The sequence below is a fragment of the Cernens ardua genome (assembly GCF_051251085.1).
GTDB classification, from domain to species: domain Bacteria; phylum Pseudomonadota; class Gammaproteobacteria; order Pseudomonadales; family Halomonadaceae; genus Cernens; species Cernens ardua.
Map to the genome: position 1 here is coordinate 108463 of NZ_JBPCZH010000007.1, position 13926 is coordinate 122388.

14 protein-coding genes are annotated in these 13926 nt (G+C 46.3%); 4 read left to right on the forward strand and 10 right to left on the reverse strand.

Going from position 1 to position 13926, the window contains the following annotated elements:
- The first annotated feature begins 279 nt into the window (after positions 1-279).
- Entirely contained in the window at positions 280-1056 is a 777-nt protein-coding gene (locus LMG33818_RS12045; RefSeq protein ID WP_442323640.1) for an NlpC/P60 family protein, read from the forward strand.
- A 307-nt stretch (positions 1057-1363) separates the two neighbouring features.
- Here LMG33818_RS12045 and LMG33818_RS12050 read toward each other — a convergent pair whose 3' ends face one another.
- Complete coding sequence (locus LMG33818_RS12050) at positions 1364-1846, reverse strand: FKBP-type peptidyl-prolyl cis-trans isomerase (RefSeq protein ID WP_442323641.1); 483 nt, start codon at positions 1844-1846, stop codon at positions 1364-1366.
- 260 nt (positions 1847-2106) lie between these two features.
- Here LMG33818_RS12050 and LMG33818_RS12055 point away from each other — a divergent pair, with 260 nt between their 5' ends.
- On the forward strand, positions 2107-2742 hold the full coding sequence (locus LMG33818_RS12055; protein WP_442323642.1) for an MBL fold metallo-hydrolase: 636 nt from the start codon (positions 2107-2109) through the stop codon (positions 2740-2742).
- A gap of 115 nt (positions 2743-2857) precedes the next feature.
- Positions 2858-3148 carry a hypothetical protein gene (locus LMG33818_RS12060; RefSeq protein WP_442323643.1) on the forward strand — a complete coding sequence of 97 codons (291 nt, stop codon included), beginning with the start codon at positions 2858-2860 and terminating at the stop codon, positions 3146-3148.
- A 206-nt stretch (positions 3149-3354) separates the two neighbouring features.
- On the opposite strand, the gene galU is transcribed toward LMG33818_RS12060, so the two are convergent.
- From galU to LMG33818_RS12080, 4 genes are all read right to left on the reverse strand, one after another.
- Positions 3355-4242, reverse strand: coding sequence for a UTP--glucose-1-phosphate uridylyltransferase GalU (gene galU, locus LMG33818_RS12065; protein WP_442323644.1), 888 nt, complete (start codon positions 4240-4242; stop codon positions 3355-3357).
- Between the two features lie 431 nt (positions 4243-4673).
- Positions 4674-6167: a succinyl-CoA:acetate CoA-transferase ScpC gene (gene scpC, locus LMG33818_RS12070; RefSeq protein WP_442323645.1), complete on the reverse strand. Its 1494-nt coding sequence runs from the start codon at positions 6165-6167 to the stop codon at positions 4674-4676.
- 192 nt (positions 6168-6359) lie between these two features.
- Positions 6360-6824 carry a transcriptional activator RfaH gene (locus LMG33818_RS12075; protein WP_442323646.1) on the reverse strand — a complete coding sequence of 155 codons (465 nt, stop codon included), beginning with the start codon at positions 6822-6824 and terminating at the stop codon, positions 6360-6362.
- 46 nt (positions 6825-6870) lie between these two features.
- On the reverse strand, positions 6871-8454 hold the full coding sequence (locus LMG33818_RS12080; protein WP_442323647.1) for a TerC family protein: 1584 nt from the start codon (positions 8452-8454) through the stop codon (positions 6871-6873).
- 354 nt (positions 8455-8808) lie between these two features.
- On the opposite strand from LMG33818_RS12080, the gene LMG33818_RS12085 reads away from it, so the two are divergent.
- On the forward strand, positions 8809-9816 hold the full coding sequence (locus LMG33818_RS12085; RefSeq protein ID WP_442323648.1) for an adenosine deaminase: 1008 nt from the start codon (positions 8809-8811) through the stop codon (positions 9814-9816).
- A gap of 168 nt (positions 9817-9984) precedes the next feature.
- Here LMG33818_RS12085 and LMG33818_RS12090 read toward each other — a convergent pair whose 3' ends face one another.
- From LMG33818_RS12090 to LMG33818_RS12110, 5 genes are all read right to left on the reverse strand, one after another.
- Positions 9985-11424, reverse strand: coding sequence for a sugar porter family MFS transporter (locus tag LMG33818_RS12090; protein WP_442323649.1), 1440 nt, complete (start codon positions 11422-11424; stop codon positions 9985-9987).
- Between the two features lie 585 nt (positions 11425-12009).
- Positions 12010-12237: a hypothetical protein gene (locus LMG33818_RS12095; RefSeq protein WP_442323650.1), complete on the reverse strand. Its 228-nt coding sequence runs from the start codon at positions 12235-12237 to the stop codon at positions 12010-12012.
- A gap of 31 nt (positions 12238-12268) precedes the next feature.
- Positions 12269-12544: a hypothetical protein gene (locus LMG33818_RS12100; RefSeq protein ID WP_442323651.1), complete on the reverse strand. Its 276-nt coding sequence runs from the start codon at positions 12542-12544 to the stop codon at positions 12269-12271.
- A gap of 490 nt (positions 12545-13034) precedes the next feature.
- Positions 13035-13250, reverse strand: a complete 216-nt coding sequence (locus LMG33818_RS12105) for a hypothetical protein (protein ID WP_442323652.1) — start codon at positions 13248-13250, stop codon at positions 13035-13037.
- 157 nt (positions 13251-13407) lie between these two features.
- A complete protein-coding gene (locus LMG33818_RS12110) occupies positions 13408-13629 on the reverse strand; it encodes a Lar family restriction alleviation protein (protein ID WP_442323653.1) in 222 nt (73 codons plus the stop codon).
- Between the last annotated feature and the right edge of the window lie 297 nt (positions 13630-13926).

The window sequence follows — 13926 nt, forward strand, 5'->3', positions numbered from 1 at the left end:
TTCGTGAGCAGAAATCGTTAGACTATCGTTTAACATGGAAGCACTAAATGTCACAAAATTGAGTACGAATTGCTAATTGATGCCGAAATCGCAACTTAATCGTAGATAAATATGTACAAATGATGGAAATTGTTTAATATCATTAATGTCTACTTTGTTGCTTGACAAAGTAGTTGTAATCTACCAGCTGTATTTACTTATCACGCGCGGTCAGTTATCCATCTTCATCAAGGATGCTGGCAGATTTTGTACAAATAACAACGACGGAATGTAGCCCTCATGCGTCAATTGACAGGTCGTTGTTGTCTGGCTCTCCTTCTCGCCGGGTTTGCCACACAACAAGCAAATGCACATGAAGCCGTATCTACCCGCCATCACGTTTACCATCATCCAGCTTCATCGCGGGCGGTCGCTTCACATAGAGCACATCACCCAGTAATCCATCACTCTAGATCGCATACAGTACGTCATGCGTATGCATCACGTTCCCGCATTCATCACGTCGTACATCGCAAAGCCCCGATTCATGAACGCAGAGTCGCATACCATGCCCGTTCATTACCTCATGCACAACGCTTGGCGACTTATCATGTAACACCTACGCATTACAATAATATCCGGCAGGTGAGTCCCTCACTGGTGAGAGCTGCGCTGTTAAAACAGTATGCTGCCTGGGCCGGTACCCGTTATCTCTATGGTGGAACCACGCATCGTGGTATTGATTGTTCAGCCTTGATGCAACATGTTTTCCGTACCAGCTTCGATTATGAACTTCCCAGAACGACGTTAGGTCAGGTCATTCAGGGGGCTCGTGTGCCCAAGGCTGATCTTCGTCCAGGAGATCTTGTCTTTTTCCGCCCTCATCGGGGAGATAGACACGTGGGAGTTTACGTAGGTAATGGTTATTTCATGCATGCGTCTACGTCTCAAGGGGTTAAGTTGTCCCGTTTGAGCAATCCCTACTGGGAAGAGCACTACTGGACAGCACGTCGTACCATGGATAATTCAGAACTGGCGGCGCGTCTCGAACCATCTCGCATTTCTGATTCCATCTGATTTTATTATAAAGGCCTTTCGTGTTTTGGAAGGCCCACATGCAAGTCTACAGAACTACACCCCGAATGTTGGATATCTTCCAGCCTTCGGGTTTTTTTGTAGAGATGACCCTATGTACGTTTTTTTCGGTTGGAATATATGTACATAAAAAAACAGGAAACGAGGCTTTTGCTCCTCTGTTTCCTGCTTTATTCTTTTCCACTTATTCTGTAAGAGTTTGAGATTCTTACAGAGCGGTGTTGATTAATCACCTTGCATTGCAATATGCGAAATAATCGTTGACCGCTACGCTCCTCAGAGCTCGTGCTTAGTGCTCGTGACCTTCTGGGCCATGTACATGACCATGTTCCAGCTCTTCTTCGCTGGCGTCACGAACAGAGTCGATAGCGACGTCGAAGTTCAAGGGCTGACCCGCGAGAGGGTGGTTGCCATCGACTGTGACAGTGTCGCCTTCAACTTTAGTAACGGTGACGAGGAGGGGGCCGCCTTCCGTCTGTGCCTGGAACTGCATACCGGGCTCAACGTTTTCAACGCCTTGGAAGGATGAACGTGGAACTTCCTGCACCAATTGAGGCTGTACTTCTCCATAACCTTCTGCAGGTTCAACACGAACCTTTACTTTGTCACCCGCTTTGTGACCTTCGAGCTGGCGCTCCAGACCCGGGATGATGTTACCTTTACCCTGCAGGTAGGAAAGTGGCTCCCGGCCTTCAGAGCTATCAAGAACTTCGCCCTGATCGTTGGTTAAAGTGTAATGAAACGCTACAACAGAATTGGGTGCGATCTGCATAATAAAAAACCTTTTTGGCTGTGTGTTTATTCATCAAGCCGACGGATCGCCAACCAGATGAGCGTTACGCAATTCCGCGCATCTGATGTATTAGGTGGGCACGACCGAAATACTTTTCAAGGGCTAAAAACAACTTTTCTGACTTTTTTGTGTTTGGGGTAGGGTCCAAAGCGATAATTCCGCTTTCTTCACGTATCCGTTAGGATAATGATCAAGCAAGGAATTACCATGCACGATGCAGATTCAAAGAGGAAGCAGAAATGGAGTTTCGTACGACGGCGGTCACACCCTTCGTCCAGAATTGTACATTGTTGATTTGCCCGGAGACAAAAGAGGCCGCTTTGGTAGACCCCGGCGGCGACATCGACAAAATCAGAGCCATGATCAATGCTGCCGATGTGACAGTTAAAGCCATTCTTCTGACGCATGGGCATGTTGATCATGTTGCCGCTGTCGCGGATTTGAAAGAGGAATTGAATGTACCTGTTATTGGCCCGCACAAGGACGATCATTACCTGATACAGAATGTGAGTGAATACGCTGCCAATTTTGGCTTTCCTCCAGCACGACCTTTTGTACCTGATCGTTGGTTGAACCATGGCGAACACATCGAGTTTGGCGAGCAAATACTGGATGTCTACCATTGTCCCGGACATTCACCTGGACATGTGATCTTTGTTGATCAGAAGGGTAAATTGATTGTAATGGGTGACGTTCTTTTCAGAGGATCTATAGGTCGGACAGATCTGCCCAATGGCAGTATGGAAGCATTGCTTAACAGTATTAAAGAACATGTATTACCTTTGGGGGATGATATGCAATTTATCCCTGGGCATGGGCGTTTTTCAACAGTCGGTGAAGAGCGAAAAAACAATCCATTCCTTCAGCACTTTTAGTATTTGCGAGAGCTGGCAATGGGGTTAGTACGCATTGCCTTGCAAACAGTGGTAATATTTCTAAAAAAGTAACTATATTCACTCAATCAAAACTGTTTTGAGGAGAGAGATTCCAATGTCATCGCTAGTGTGGATTGTTGTTTTTCTGGTTGTCGCCATTGGTGGCTATGTTATGTGGGATGGCTTTTTCGGCAATCTCATTAAAAGTTATGTTCCCGAACCGCTTAAACCTGAGGAAGCCAGTGAAAAAAGTGATCGTATTATCTGGCCAGTCGTCACGGGTATCTTGATCGCGACTTTGATCGTTCATCCTCTCTCCATGATTATTACGCTCGTACTGATGGCAATCATTGCATTTGTTGCCCTGAAAGTGGTGCGCTTTGCGCTCAGTAAAATTCATTCCTGAGCCTGCTTTTGAGTTGGAAAAGCGTTCATTGGGGGCTCATTGGGGATTAGTGTTCATTGAGCATCAGGATGTTGGTTGGAAAATAGTTCAAGCATGAAAAATTGCACTGAATAATAAAAAGGCGCCGCTGACTCATCAAATCAGCGGCGCCTTTTTATTTGATCATGCCCCCATATATTGGTTTTTCAGATACTGATATGGGAATCTCAAGCATCCGCATATTTTTTAAGAAGCGCTGTAAAATCCTTACCCAACGTGGGATGACGTTTACCATAAGAGAGAGTCGCTTCGAGATAACCTAGCGCAAAACCACAATCATAGGTGTCACCTGTCATGCGATAGGCATCCACATGGCCGTCCTTGCGAAGTTCGTCAATGGCATCCGTTAGCTGAATTTCACCACCTGCGCCGGGTTTAGTATCGGCCAGAAGCGGGAAAATATTGCCTGGCAGCAAATAGCGGCCGATAACGGCGAGAGTAGAGGGCTCAGTACCGGTTTTTGGTTTTTCGACCATTCCTTTGATTTTGGCATGCTGGCCGGGTTCTGGATCATTACCCTGGATATCGACAATCCCGTATTTGTAGGCTACTTCCGGCGCTACGTTTTCAACCATGATCTGGGCATCGCCTGATTCGTCATAAGCTTCGATCATGCGTGCCAAATCGTTCGGTGTTTTACCCTTTGCATCTACCAATACGTCAGGCAGCATAACCACAAAGGGTTCATTGTCACCGATAACCGGGCGTGCACAGAGAATGGCATGTCCCAATCCCAAGGCTTCTTCCTGACGCACTGAAACGATGGTGACATCATCCGGGATGATGTTTTTCAATTGCTCCAGAAGGTCAAGTTTTCCTTTTTCCTTGAGCTGATGCTCAAGCTCGAAATGTTTATCAAAATGATTCTCTATCGCCGCCTTGGCAGAGTGCGTGACAAGTACGATTTCCTTGATACCTGCAGCTACCGCTTCTTCAACAACATATTGAATAACCGGCTTGTCAACAATCGTAATCATTTCCTTGGGGATAGCCTTGGAAGCGGGCAAACAACGTGTCCCGAATCCTGCTACCGGGAGGACAGCTTTACGAATCATTTATAATCTCTCATTTGATGTTTGGATGCGCAGGTTGGAGAAACTTAACAAGCAAGTAATACGTACTCATCGCTTCAACCTATCCTGTTATGATAAGAGGAACATGTGGTCAGGGCAATTTTGTTCGGTTGTGTTCCAGTGATAATTTTTTGCCTTTTGTATTTTATGACACTGTTTCTATTATCCGAAGACGAATACGTATATGCCGTAAACGAAATGTTACGTGAAAGAGGGGGGACTTTTTCCAAGTTTGGCGTTTTGTGGTTCGAAGTCCCAATTTCAGCAGCAAGAAAAAATTTCTCCATGCCATATATGCGGGTGTTAACAAACAGTGAATGGAGAATAGTCAATTGAAAACCGATGTTACAGGCAACCAATCCGTCTTGTTGTGCAAGATTCAAAGCTGGGTTGATTGCCTGTTGTCGCCCGGTTTATCGAATGGACGTCATCGATCCTTCCTGTTCAAGCGCTACGTGCCATGAAAGCGCTTTTTCAAGGCAGTGAGGTGTATGCCCGCCCCGTTTCTCGGCTTCTTCTATATACCGGTTAAGTGCAGGCTGGTAGAGTGGATCGGCACAGTTTTCGATAATCAGTCGTGAACGCTCTCTGGGCGAGCGACCACGCAAGTCAGCCAGGCCATGCTCTGTAACAATAATATCGACATCGTGCTCACAATGATCCACGTGGCTGACGAAAGGCACGATACTCGATATATCGCCATGCTTCGCCAGTGATTTCGTAATAAATATCGAAAGATTACCGTTACGCGCAAAGTCACCTGAACCACCGATACCGTTCATCATACGGGTGCCGGCAACATGGGTAGAATTTACATTGCCGTAGATGTCGATTTCCAGTGCTGTATTGATAGCGATGATACCCAGACGACGAACGATCTCTGGGAGGTTGGATATTTCCTGAGGCCTGAGAATCAACCGGTCTTTATAGGACTCGATATTAGGCCAGACTCGATCACCACATGCTTTAGTGAGGGTGATGGAACTTGCAGAGGCAAAGCGAAGCGTTCCTTTGTCCAGCAAATCGAAGGCGCTGTCTTGCAGTACCTCGGAATACATTGTCAGCCCTTTGAAAGAAGAATCTGCCAGCCCTTCCAACACTGCATTGGCCATGGTACCGATTCCTGCCTGGATCGGAAACAACTCAGGGGGTAAACGATTCTGCCGTACTTCTTCACTCAGGAAGTTGACCAGATGTGAGGCGATCTGACGGGTTTCATCATCAGCGGGGGTATTGTTCGACGGGGAATCCGGACGACTGGTGCGTACAATGGCCACTATTTTTTCAGGGGGCACCTGAATATAGGGCGTACCAATTCGGGTATCAGGGGCGACAACATCTACCGGTGTACGATTCGGGCGCATTTCAGGCAAATAGATATCATGGAGTCCCTCAAGGGCTGATGGCCAGCTTTCATTCAGCTCCACAATCACTTTGTCAGCCAGTTGTGCAAAGGTGGCTGAATTGCCTACAGAAGCAGAGGGTACAATACCTCCTTCTTCAGTGATGGCGACGGCTTCAATGATGGCGATGTCTACAGCAGGAAGTTGCCGGTTACGTAATTGTTCTACAACCTCTGATAAATGAATATCAGTGAAAAGGACCCGGCCTTCATTGATTGCCTTTCTCATTACCCTGTCTACCTGAAAGGGGAGGCGCCGAGATACAGCATTGGATTCAACCAGATTGGCATCAATATCATTCCCTAATGAAGCACCTGTCATCAGGGTTATTTGCAAGGGTTCCGTCCGGGTACGTCTGGCCAATGCGAGGGGGACTTCCTTGGCCTCTCCCGCGCGGGTGAAACCGCTTGTTCCGACAACCATGCCATCCTGGATTAATGAGGCAGCCTGCTCAGCTGTCATCTCCCTGGACTCCCAATCGGGCAGTCGGCAGCGAGTGTTCATTTCTACTTTCTCCTTCAACTACGCTAGTCATATATAGCGTGTTTTCCTGAAAGCATATTCCGGGCTTGTGGCGCCTGATGCCTTCAGGAGAGCACATCCATTCAGGGTAAGAATATACCTTTTGAGCGGGAACTTGCATTGGGCATTGTGATTATATCGGCATTGCCAAATCCAACGCGATATTCCATGTAATCAACGTGTTTTGGAACTATTGATTTCACCTATCAGGTTCAGCAGTGCAATAACACGCTCATCCCCGGTTCGTTTGTCGAGGACGGCGAGATACTCTTTTTTATCCGTCGGGCTCACACTTTTCAACGAGGGTTTGAGCCGGATGTAATGATTGACGGGGTCTGCCTCTGTCTGAAAAGCAAACTCCTTCAACGTGACGATAAAGTCATCGGGAACAGGTGTGGGCTGTGGTCCAAAACGCACGACCTTAAGAACGCCACGGGTAGAACGGATAGGACGCCAGTTGCTATCGATCAGATTCAGTCGAATAAATAGATAATAGGGGAATAGTGGAGTGTGGCGGCCCTCTGTATTGGCTACGAGGGGATGAAAGATTTCATACCCCTGCCGATGCAGGTTTTCGGCCGCTCGTACAGACTCCCGCCCCTTGCATTGGATGGTATACCATCGGTAATTTTCAGACATACAATCCTTCCTGACGTGCTAGCGCTGATTAAACGCCAGCAAAGCCCTATTCTCCATGATGTTCTTCACGTGTCATACGTACACGCTTAATGCGGTGGCGCTCGATTTCGGACACCTCCAGCTTCCAACCCTCGACTTCCAGTGATACGCCTACATAGGGAAGTGATTCCAATCGATCCAACACCAGTCCGGCCAATGTTGTGTAATCCTTGCTGTTGGGCAGAGGGTAAGGTAATTGGTTATTCAAGTCATGGACATCCTCACTGGCATCAACATCATAACCATGTGCTGAAACCTGAGTGACTACCGGGACTTCGGTTTCACCCGGATCAGGCAGTTTGCCTGCAATCTCTTCAAGGATGTCGGTTGTCGTGGCAATACCGTTCAATGTGCCAAATTCATCAACAACAAAGGCCAGGTTCTTGCCTGAATTACGGAAGTGTTCGACAGCATTGACGACGGAGACATTCTCCAGCAATACCAGTGGCTGTTCTATCCACGAGCGTAGATTGGAAGGGCGTTGTCCCTTCAGTAATGGATCGAGCAAGCGCTTCTTGTTGATAACGCCAAGCGGTTCATCACTGTGACCATCCTCTATGACGACCAGCCATGAATGTTGGCTGTTTACTACGGCATCCAGCTGAACTTCAATCGGGTCTGTGACATCAATGGTTTCCAGTTCACGACGTAGGGTAATAATAGCCTCTATAGGTTTATCGGCCAAAGAGAGCACGCCTTGAACCATTCGACGCTCATTTTCCTGAAATATTTGTTCATCCGAGGGGGAGGAATCACCTGTTCGGTCTTTCCCTTTATTCTCTTGCCCATCGGGTGACTGGAATTCCAGGGTACCCCCGCCGATCATGCGCATTACCGCAGCGGTAGTACGCGCCCGACGGCTACCGTACGCCGATAGGTTTTTTTGACCGCGTCTGCGCAATTCCTGTAGTAACTCGATCAGAATGGAAAAGACGATGGCGCCATAAAGGTAGCCTTTTGGAATCTCGAATTTCAAACCTTCACATACCAGACTGAAACCAATCATCAACAGGAAGCCAAGACACAACATTACAATGGTCGGATTTCTATTGATAAACAGCGTCAGCGGTTTACTGGCGATCAGCATGAGCAGTACGGCAATGATAACTGCAGCCACCATCACACCCATGTGGTTGACCATACCTACTGCGGTAATGACCGAATCGATTGAAAAGACGGCATCCAATACAACGATCTGGGTGATGACAACCCAAAGCGCAGAGTGCGAGCTGGCGCTGGTCGAGTTATGACTCGCCGGCGATATATGCTCATGAAGCTCACTGGTTGCCTTGTAGATGAGGAAAAATCCACCGGCCAACAGTACGAGATTTCTAATACTGAAACCCATGCTAAATAGGGTGAAAAGTGGCTGGGATAGCCCCATTAACCAGCTTAGACATCCAAGTAATGCAATGCGCATGACCAGCGCCAGCAGAATACCGATGATGCGGGCACGGTCTCTTTTTTGCGGTTCGACTTTATCGACCAGGATGGCGACAAACACCAGATTGTCGATACCCAGTACCAGTTCTAGCAGGATGAGCGTTATCAATCCCGCCCATAGTGTCGGGTCTGTAATCCATTCAAGCATGGTGATGATCTCCCGGGAAACGGGCATGAGAGGGAGCCACAAGGAGGCTGATAGCCACTTTATGCGAGTGCCACAAATGCTGTTTTACAGGAAAGAAACAAGTGGAAGATTGGGCTAAAGGTCGACAGGGACCATCATCAGAGGAGGTGTTCAAGAGGGTGTCCATATTGATAGAGAACGTTAATTTTAAAAGGTAGAAGCCGTCTTGACTAGGTGCTGCCTACAAACTTTTGCGTAATTACAAAAGTAAACGATAATAGCCAGGTGAAATTGCAGTTTTTGAGTGTCAGTGCGTTGTAATGAGTGCGTCTGCCAGGCTGCTTAATTAATTGTTGGAACGAAGAGGCAACCAGCATGGAAGAGTTTATTAAAGGGCTACCGAAAGTAGAGCTTCATCTGCATATTGAAGGTTCAATGGAGCCCGAAATGATCTTCAGGCTCGCACAGCGTAATGGAATAGCACTAGCGCATGACAGTATCGAGTCCCTGAAGAAAGCATACGCTTTTCGTGATTTGCAGTCGTTTTTGAACCTTTATTACGACAATATGCAGGTACTGGTGAATGAAGAAGATTTCCTGGATGTCACTTATGCTTATTTTGAGCGTATTGCGGCGGACAATGTTATACATACAGAGATTTTCTTCGATCCACAGGCCCATTTGGCACGGGGTGTTGCCATTGAAACACAATTGGCCGGTATTGCGCAGGGTTGCCAAAAAGCGCGTGAAACATTGGGCATCAGCAGTGAAATCATCCTGAGCTTTTTGCGTGATATGAGCGAAGAGTCTGCGTTGGCTACCCTGGAGGCTGCCTTGCCTTACCGTGACCATTTCATCGGCGTGGGGCTTGATTCGGCAGAAGTGGGGAATCCTCCCGAAAAGTTCGAAAGGGTATTTGCCAAAGCTGCGGAATTGGGACTTTATCGCGTTGCTCATGCGGGGGAAGAGGGTTCTCATGAGTATATCACTGGTGCGCTGGATAGTTTGCACGTTCAGCGTATTGACCATGGTGTACGTAGTTTGGAGTCAGATGCGTTGGTTGATCGGTTGGTTGAATTGAATATGCCGCTAACGGTGTGCCCACTTTCGAATATCTACTTGAAGGTGTTTGATGATATGGCACAACATACGTTGCGTAAGATGTTCGACAAGGGCCTCAATGTTACTTTGAATTCCGATGATCCCGCCTATTTTGGTGGATACATGAATGACAACTTCCTGGCTGTTCAACAAGCGTTCGATTTTGACAGGGAAACGTGGGCGCGACTGACTCGCAATGCCATTGATGCCAGTTTTGCCTCAAACGAGCGCAAGGCCCAGATGCATGATGCCCTGGCCAGGTATCTCACTTACAACAAATAGCCTCTCTTTCAATGAGAGGTCAGGCTGAGGGGGCACTGGCCCCCTGAGTGCCACCTGGTAGAGCTGTTATCCAGCAACGCTCTATTCCCTGACTACCATTCTCTATTCTACTCATCTTCGCCATTTTATCCGGCGCTCGTGTCAAACTCTCCAGCATTACTCACTGGGTTACTTACCTACCTCAAGTTTGAACTGACGTTCGAATTCTTCCAAAGAAATTCCTCGCGTTTCAGGAATAAGATAGGCCGAAAACAGAATAGCGATAACGGCAAAGCCCGCAAAGATAAAAAAGGTTAATGCAATCCCGATACTGGCTACGAGCGGGGGGAAAAGAAATGCCACTAATGCATTGCTGATCCAAAGCGTAAATACACTGATCCCCATGCCCAGGCTGCGTATACGCAAGGGGAATATTTCCGATAACAGTAGCCAGGCCAGTGGCGAAACCGTGCCTTGTACCGTAAATACAAAACAGGCGACCAGGCCCAGTATCAACCATGCCTTGAGCGGATCACTGTCAGGCACCATCAATGCGCAGGAACCTATCATTAAATGTATAAAGGCAATGATCACAAACCCAACAATCTGAATCATCCTTCGATCCACCCTGTTGATGATCAGTATCCCCATGGTGATACCACTGATACCTGCGACACCGTTGAGTATATTGGCGATAACCGCTGACGTGCTACTGAAGCCGGCACCTTGCAAGAGTTGCGTTCCGTAATACATCACGGCATTGACACCGCTTAGCTGACAGAAAATACCAATACCGATTCCGATAATGACAAGACGCCGGACCCATTTCAGGCTGAAGTCAGAAAAGAAGCCATCCTCCTGTTCCAATTGGCGTTTTTTCGCTTCACTAATGGCTTTGTCTACTTCACGCATTTCTTTCCGCGCATGTCTTACCGACCGTATCTCACGTAGTACCTCGAATGCCTCTTTCTTCTGCCCTTGCATAGAGAGCCAACGAGGACTTTCGGGGAGCTTTAGCATGCCGAAGAAAAGTGCGATAGCAGGTGCAAGAGCCACCAGTAGCATGAAACGCCAGATATGTTCGTTGTGCCCAAAAAAGTAAAAGATCAATGCGTTAATGACGAAAGCGGAAAACTGACCGAATACGATCATGTATTCGTTTTTGGTGACCATGCTGCCACGTTTTTCGGCAGGCGATAACTCTGCCAGATAAATGGGCACAGTGGCTGAGGCGCCTCCAACCGCAAGTCCCAAAACAAAACGAAAGATCACCAGCACTTGCCAATTGGGCGAGAGTACACATCCCAGCGTTCCAATCGCAAAAACGATGGAGAGAAGAAGAATGTTGGTACGACGGCCGAGGCGGTCTGAGAGAAAACCGCCTGTCATCCCCCCAATGGATGCACCGAAAATCAGGATACTGACCACCAACCCTTCGATAAAGGAAGTCATGTGAAGGCTGTGTTTCATGGGCTCAAGCGCGCCATTGATGACACCGGTATCGTATCCGAAGAGTAGTCCACCCAGACACGCGACCAAAGTAATGATCGAAAGCCTTCGTTTTATCTGTTCATCTGTCCGATGGGGTGAAGAAGAGTGTTGTGGTGCGGGATTGGCCGGCGTGGTCATGCTATTACCTATGTTTTTATAGTCATTTTTATAAACGTAAAGCAACGTGGATATATAACGATTTATTTAATTTATTACTCGAATTGCAAATTTTTTACAATTTTTATCGAAGAAAAGAGACTAAAGGATAAGCGCCAGGAATGAGGAAGGATAAAATCGAATTAGAAAACAACAGAGAGCTACTGTGTTGGTATGGAGCAAACGGTTGATGACGAATGAGCAGCTGTCACACTCATCATGAATAACTTGATCAGGGAGAATAAGGTGCCCGTGTGACCGGGCATCTGGATTATGCTCTGTTTACGCCATGTACCTTGAATTCCAGTATGGCCGTCAAGAGGATATAGAAATACACCTGATACGAAGCGCTGTCGATTGTTATATGAATGGTTGCATGAACGTGTCCAATGTTCATGATAGGCAGAGCTTGGCCAGGAATGCATCCCAATGGTGGAAATATTGGAGCAATAAAAAAGAAGTGGAGCGGACAAAGGGGATTAAACCTTTCTTATAAAACAGTATGTTATCAATAAATTTAACGACTGGCATACATCCTGGCATACAAGGAGATTGCTGGTAGGCTTATTATCCAGCCGCTTTAGCGCGCTTAATTAGCACGTCGACATAATCAAATATATCCTGTTGACGAAATTTAACAAGTGATTGCTGACTCTTACCTTCTTTGAAGCCCTTTGGGCATTCTGGATCATTCTTCCTTCTTCTATCCAGTTCTCGTGTACTGATACCACAAATTCTGGCTGCTTCAGTCTTGCTGATGATAGTGAAACGTGGATCGGGTGTTATGTATTCCATTCTCTTTCTCCAGTCGTAAAAAAACGCTTCATTAAGCGGCATCAATTCGATCAATTGCTTTACTAATGAATGACTTGGCCTTTTCGAGATTTGTCTTTAAATCCTCGCTTGGAGAGAAATCCTCTTTTTCGTAAGGAAAATCACTCGGTACTATCTCTTTAGTGAATTTCCATCCATTTCCCTGCATGTTGATTTGACAACGTGCATATTCTTGATATGCCTCCGCAGCAAATACATAATCTGCGACATCGGTCATAATGCTAGCTATTTTCTCTTTGTGGGAGGTGCAATTATTACTGTTGATCATTGAGGCTTCTCCCAATAAAAAAGACGCTCTAGGCGTCCTGTAGTTATTACTTATTGGCTTTTACTAATTAAGATTCTAGTTCGCTAACTTTTATTAACGATGATAGATAAGTTTAAGCTCAAAATCCTTCAGATTCTCGTCTGCTACAAGCGGATACCCAAATAGATATTCTTTAACTGATTTATCTGTTACTAATGAGTACATATGATTTCTTCTAGCATTCACTCTTACATACATGTACAGCTTCATAGATGCATGTAGCTCTGAAACATCAAAATTTTCTATTTTAGCATGCATTATTTTTTCTAATATTTCGTTTTGCCAACAACCATGGCAACTGATTTTATATACCGATGACTCTCTCATTATTAACCCTTCCGCCAGTCTTTATGATCATAGGTTCTTTCTCAATCATACAATCTTTTGAGTAAGACAGAAATGAATGATAAGAATTTCCAGAAGGTTCAGCTGTCAAAGATTACTTGATAATTCATTTATCAATCAGTTCAAGATATCTCAGCGTCTCTCTAAGCTCATGCTCGTCATCATCCCTGTCAATTTGCCTAATCTCTTCTTCCATCTTATTGATGCGATCATGAAACAGATTAAGCAACATACAGCATTCACTTGCGCCCATGATGCGACCGTCTCTGTGCATGATTCTTGTTGAGTGCAGGCCACCGCTGACTAGAGAGTATTTATCCATTTTCCACCTTATCGAAATCGCTACATCTGACGGCTATCGTCTTATCCGGATAGTGCTTGATTGGCTGCATACTCTCGAAGCGTAGGTGACTACAATCACGTTTTTGGTGCCGGCAACCCATGCACATGCTGCCTTTGGGCTGATAATGCATCATGCATCATACCCTCCGATTCCACTTATTCACTGCATCATCAATGCTCACAAATGAGCGCATTTCTGCTCGACAGTCCAGGCAGCGAAGACAGTAGGCAAGAGAGGTTGTGGCATTGGATATGTCTACGCTTCCGCAATGCGGGCATGGTTTAAGTTCTGTCATATCAAACCTCTCCATCAGAACAAGAACGACAATACGCGTACCGACCAGAATGAGTGAGGACATAGCCTTCGATGATGACGGGCATAGATCCGCCCAATGTTGTTGTTACTCTCTCAAGATATCCATCTTCGCATAGTTGCTCTGCCATCTTTCCTTTCAGTTGAGTCGGATACTTTGAACAATTTATTTCATCAGTGAAGACTTGCTCTAAAATTTCGAGCTTCTTAGCATTCATCATCATCTCCTGCTAACGGCATCATCCAATCAATGAATGCTGAGCATGCCAGCGTGTGATTAGCGAGCCATTTAGGTATGTTTAGGGGTAAGGTGAGTTGCGAAGAAGGGGAGTGGGGGTCGATC

Excerpts from the sequence above, each read along its gene's own strand:
- scpC (WP_442323645.1), bottom strand. The coding sequence starts at position 6,167 with ATGAACACTCGCTGCCGACTGCCCGATTGGGAGTCCAGGGAGATGACA.
- LMG33818_RS12110 (WP_442323653.1), bottom strand. The coding sequence starts at position 13,629 with ATGTCCTCACTCATTCTGGTCGGTACGCGTATTGTCGTTCTTGTTCTG.
- LMG33818_RS12100 (WP_442323651.1), bottom strand. The coding sequence starts at position 12,544 with ATGATCAACAGTAATAATTGCACCTCCCACAAAGAGAAAATAGCTAGC.
- LMG33818_RS12080 (WP_442323647.1), bottom strand. The coding sequence starts at position 8,454 with ATGCTTGAATGGATTACAGACCCGACACTATGGGCGGGATTGATAACG.
- LMG33818_RS12045 (WP_442323640.1), top strand. The coding sequence starts at position 280 with ATGCGTCAATTGACAGGTCGTTGTTGTCTGGCTCTCCTTCTCGCCGGG.
- LMG33818_RS12085 (WP_442323648.1), top strand. The coding sequence starts at position 8,809 with ATGGAAGAGTTTATTAAAGGGCTACCGAAAGTAGAGCTTCATCTGCAT.
- LMG33818_RS12090 (WP_442323649.1), bottom strand. The coding sequence starts at position 11,424 with ATGACCACGCCGGCCAATCCCGCACCACAACACTCTTCTTCACCCCAT.
- LMG33818_RS12075 (WP_442323646.1), bottom strand. The coding sequence starts at position 6,824 with ATGTCTGAAAATTACCGATGGTATACCATCCAATGCAAGGGGCGGGAG.
- LMG33818_RS12055 (WP_442323642.1), top strand. The coding sequence starts at position 2,107 with ATGGAGTTTCGTACGACGGCGGTCACACCCTTCGTCCAGAATTGTACA.
- LMG33818_RS12060 (WP_442323643.1), top strand. The coding sequence starts at position 2,858 with ATGTCATCGCTAGTGTGGATTGTTGTTTTTCTGGTTGTCGCCATTGGT.
- LMG33818_RS12105 (WP_442323652.1), bottom strand. The coding sequence starts at position 13,250 with ATGGATAAATACTCTCTAGTCAGCGGTGGCCTGCACTCAACAAGAATC.
- LMG33818_RS12095 (WP_442323650.1), bottom strand. The coding sequence starts at position 12,237 with ATGGAATACATAACACCCGATCCACGTTTCACTATCATCAGCAAGACT.
- galU (WP_442323644.1), bottom strand. The coding sequence starts at position 4,242 with ATGATTCGTAAAGCTGTCCTCCCGGTAGCAGGATTCGGGACACGTTGT.
- LMG33818_RS12050 (WP_442323641.1), bottom strand. The coding sequence starts at position 1,846 with ATGCAGATCGCACCCAATTCTGTTGTAGCGTTTCATTACACTTTAACC.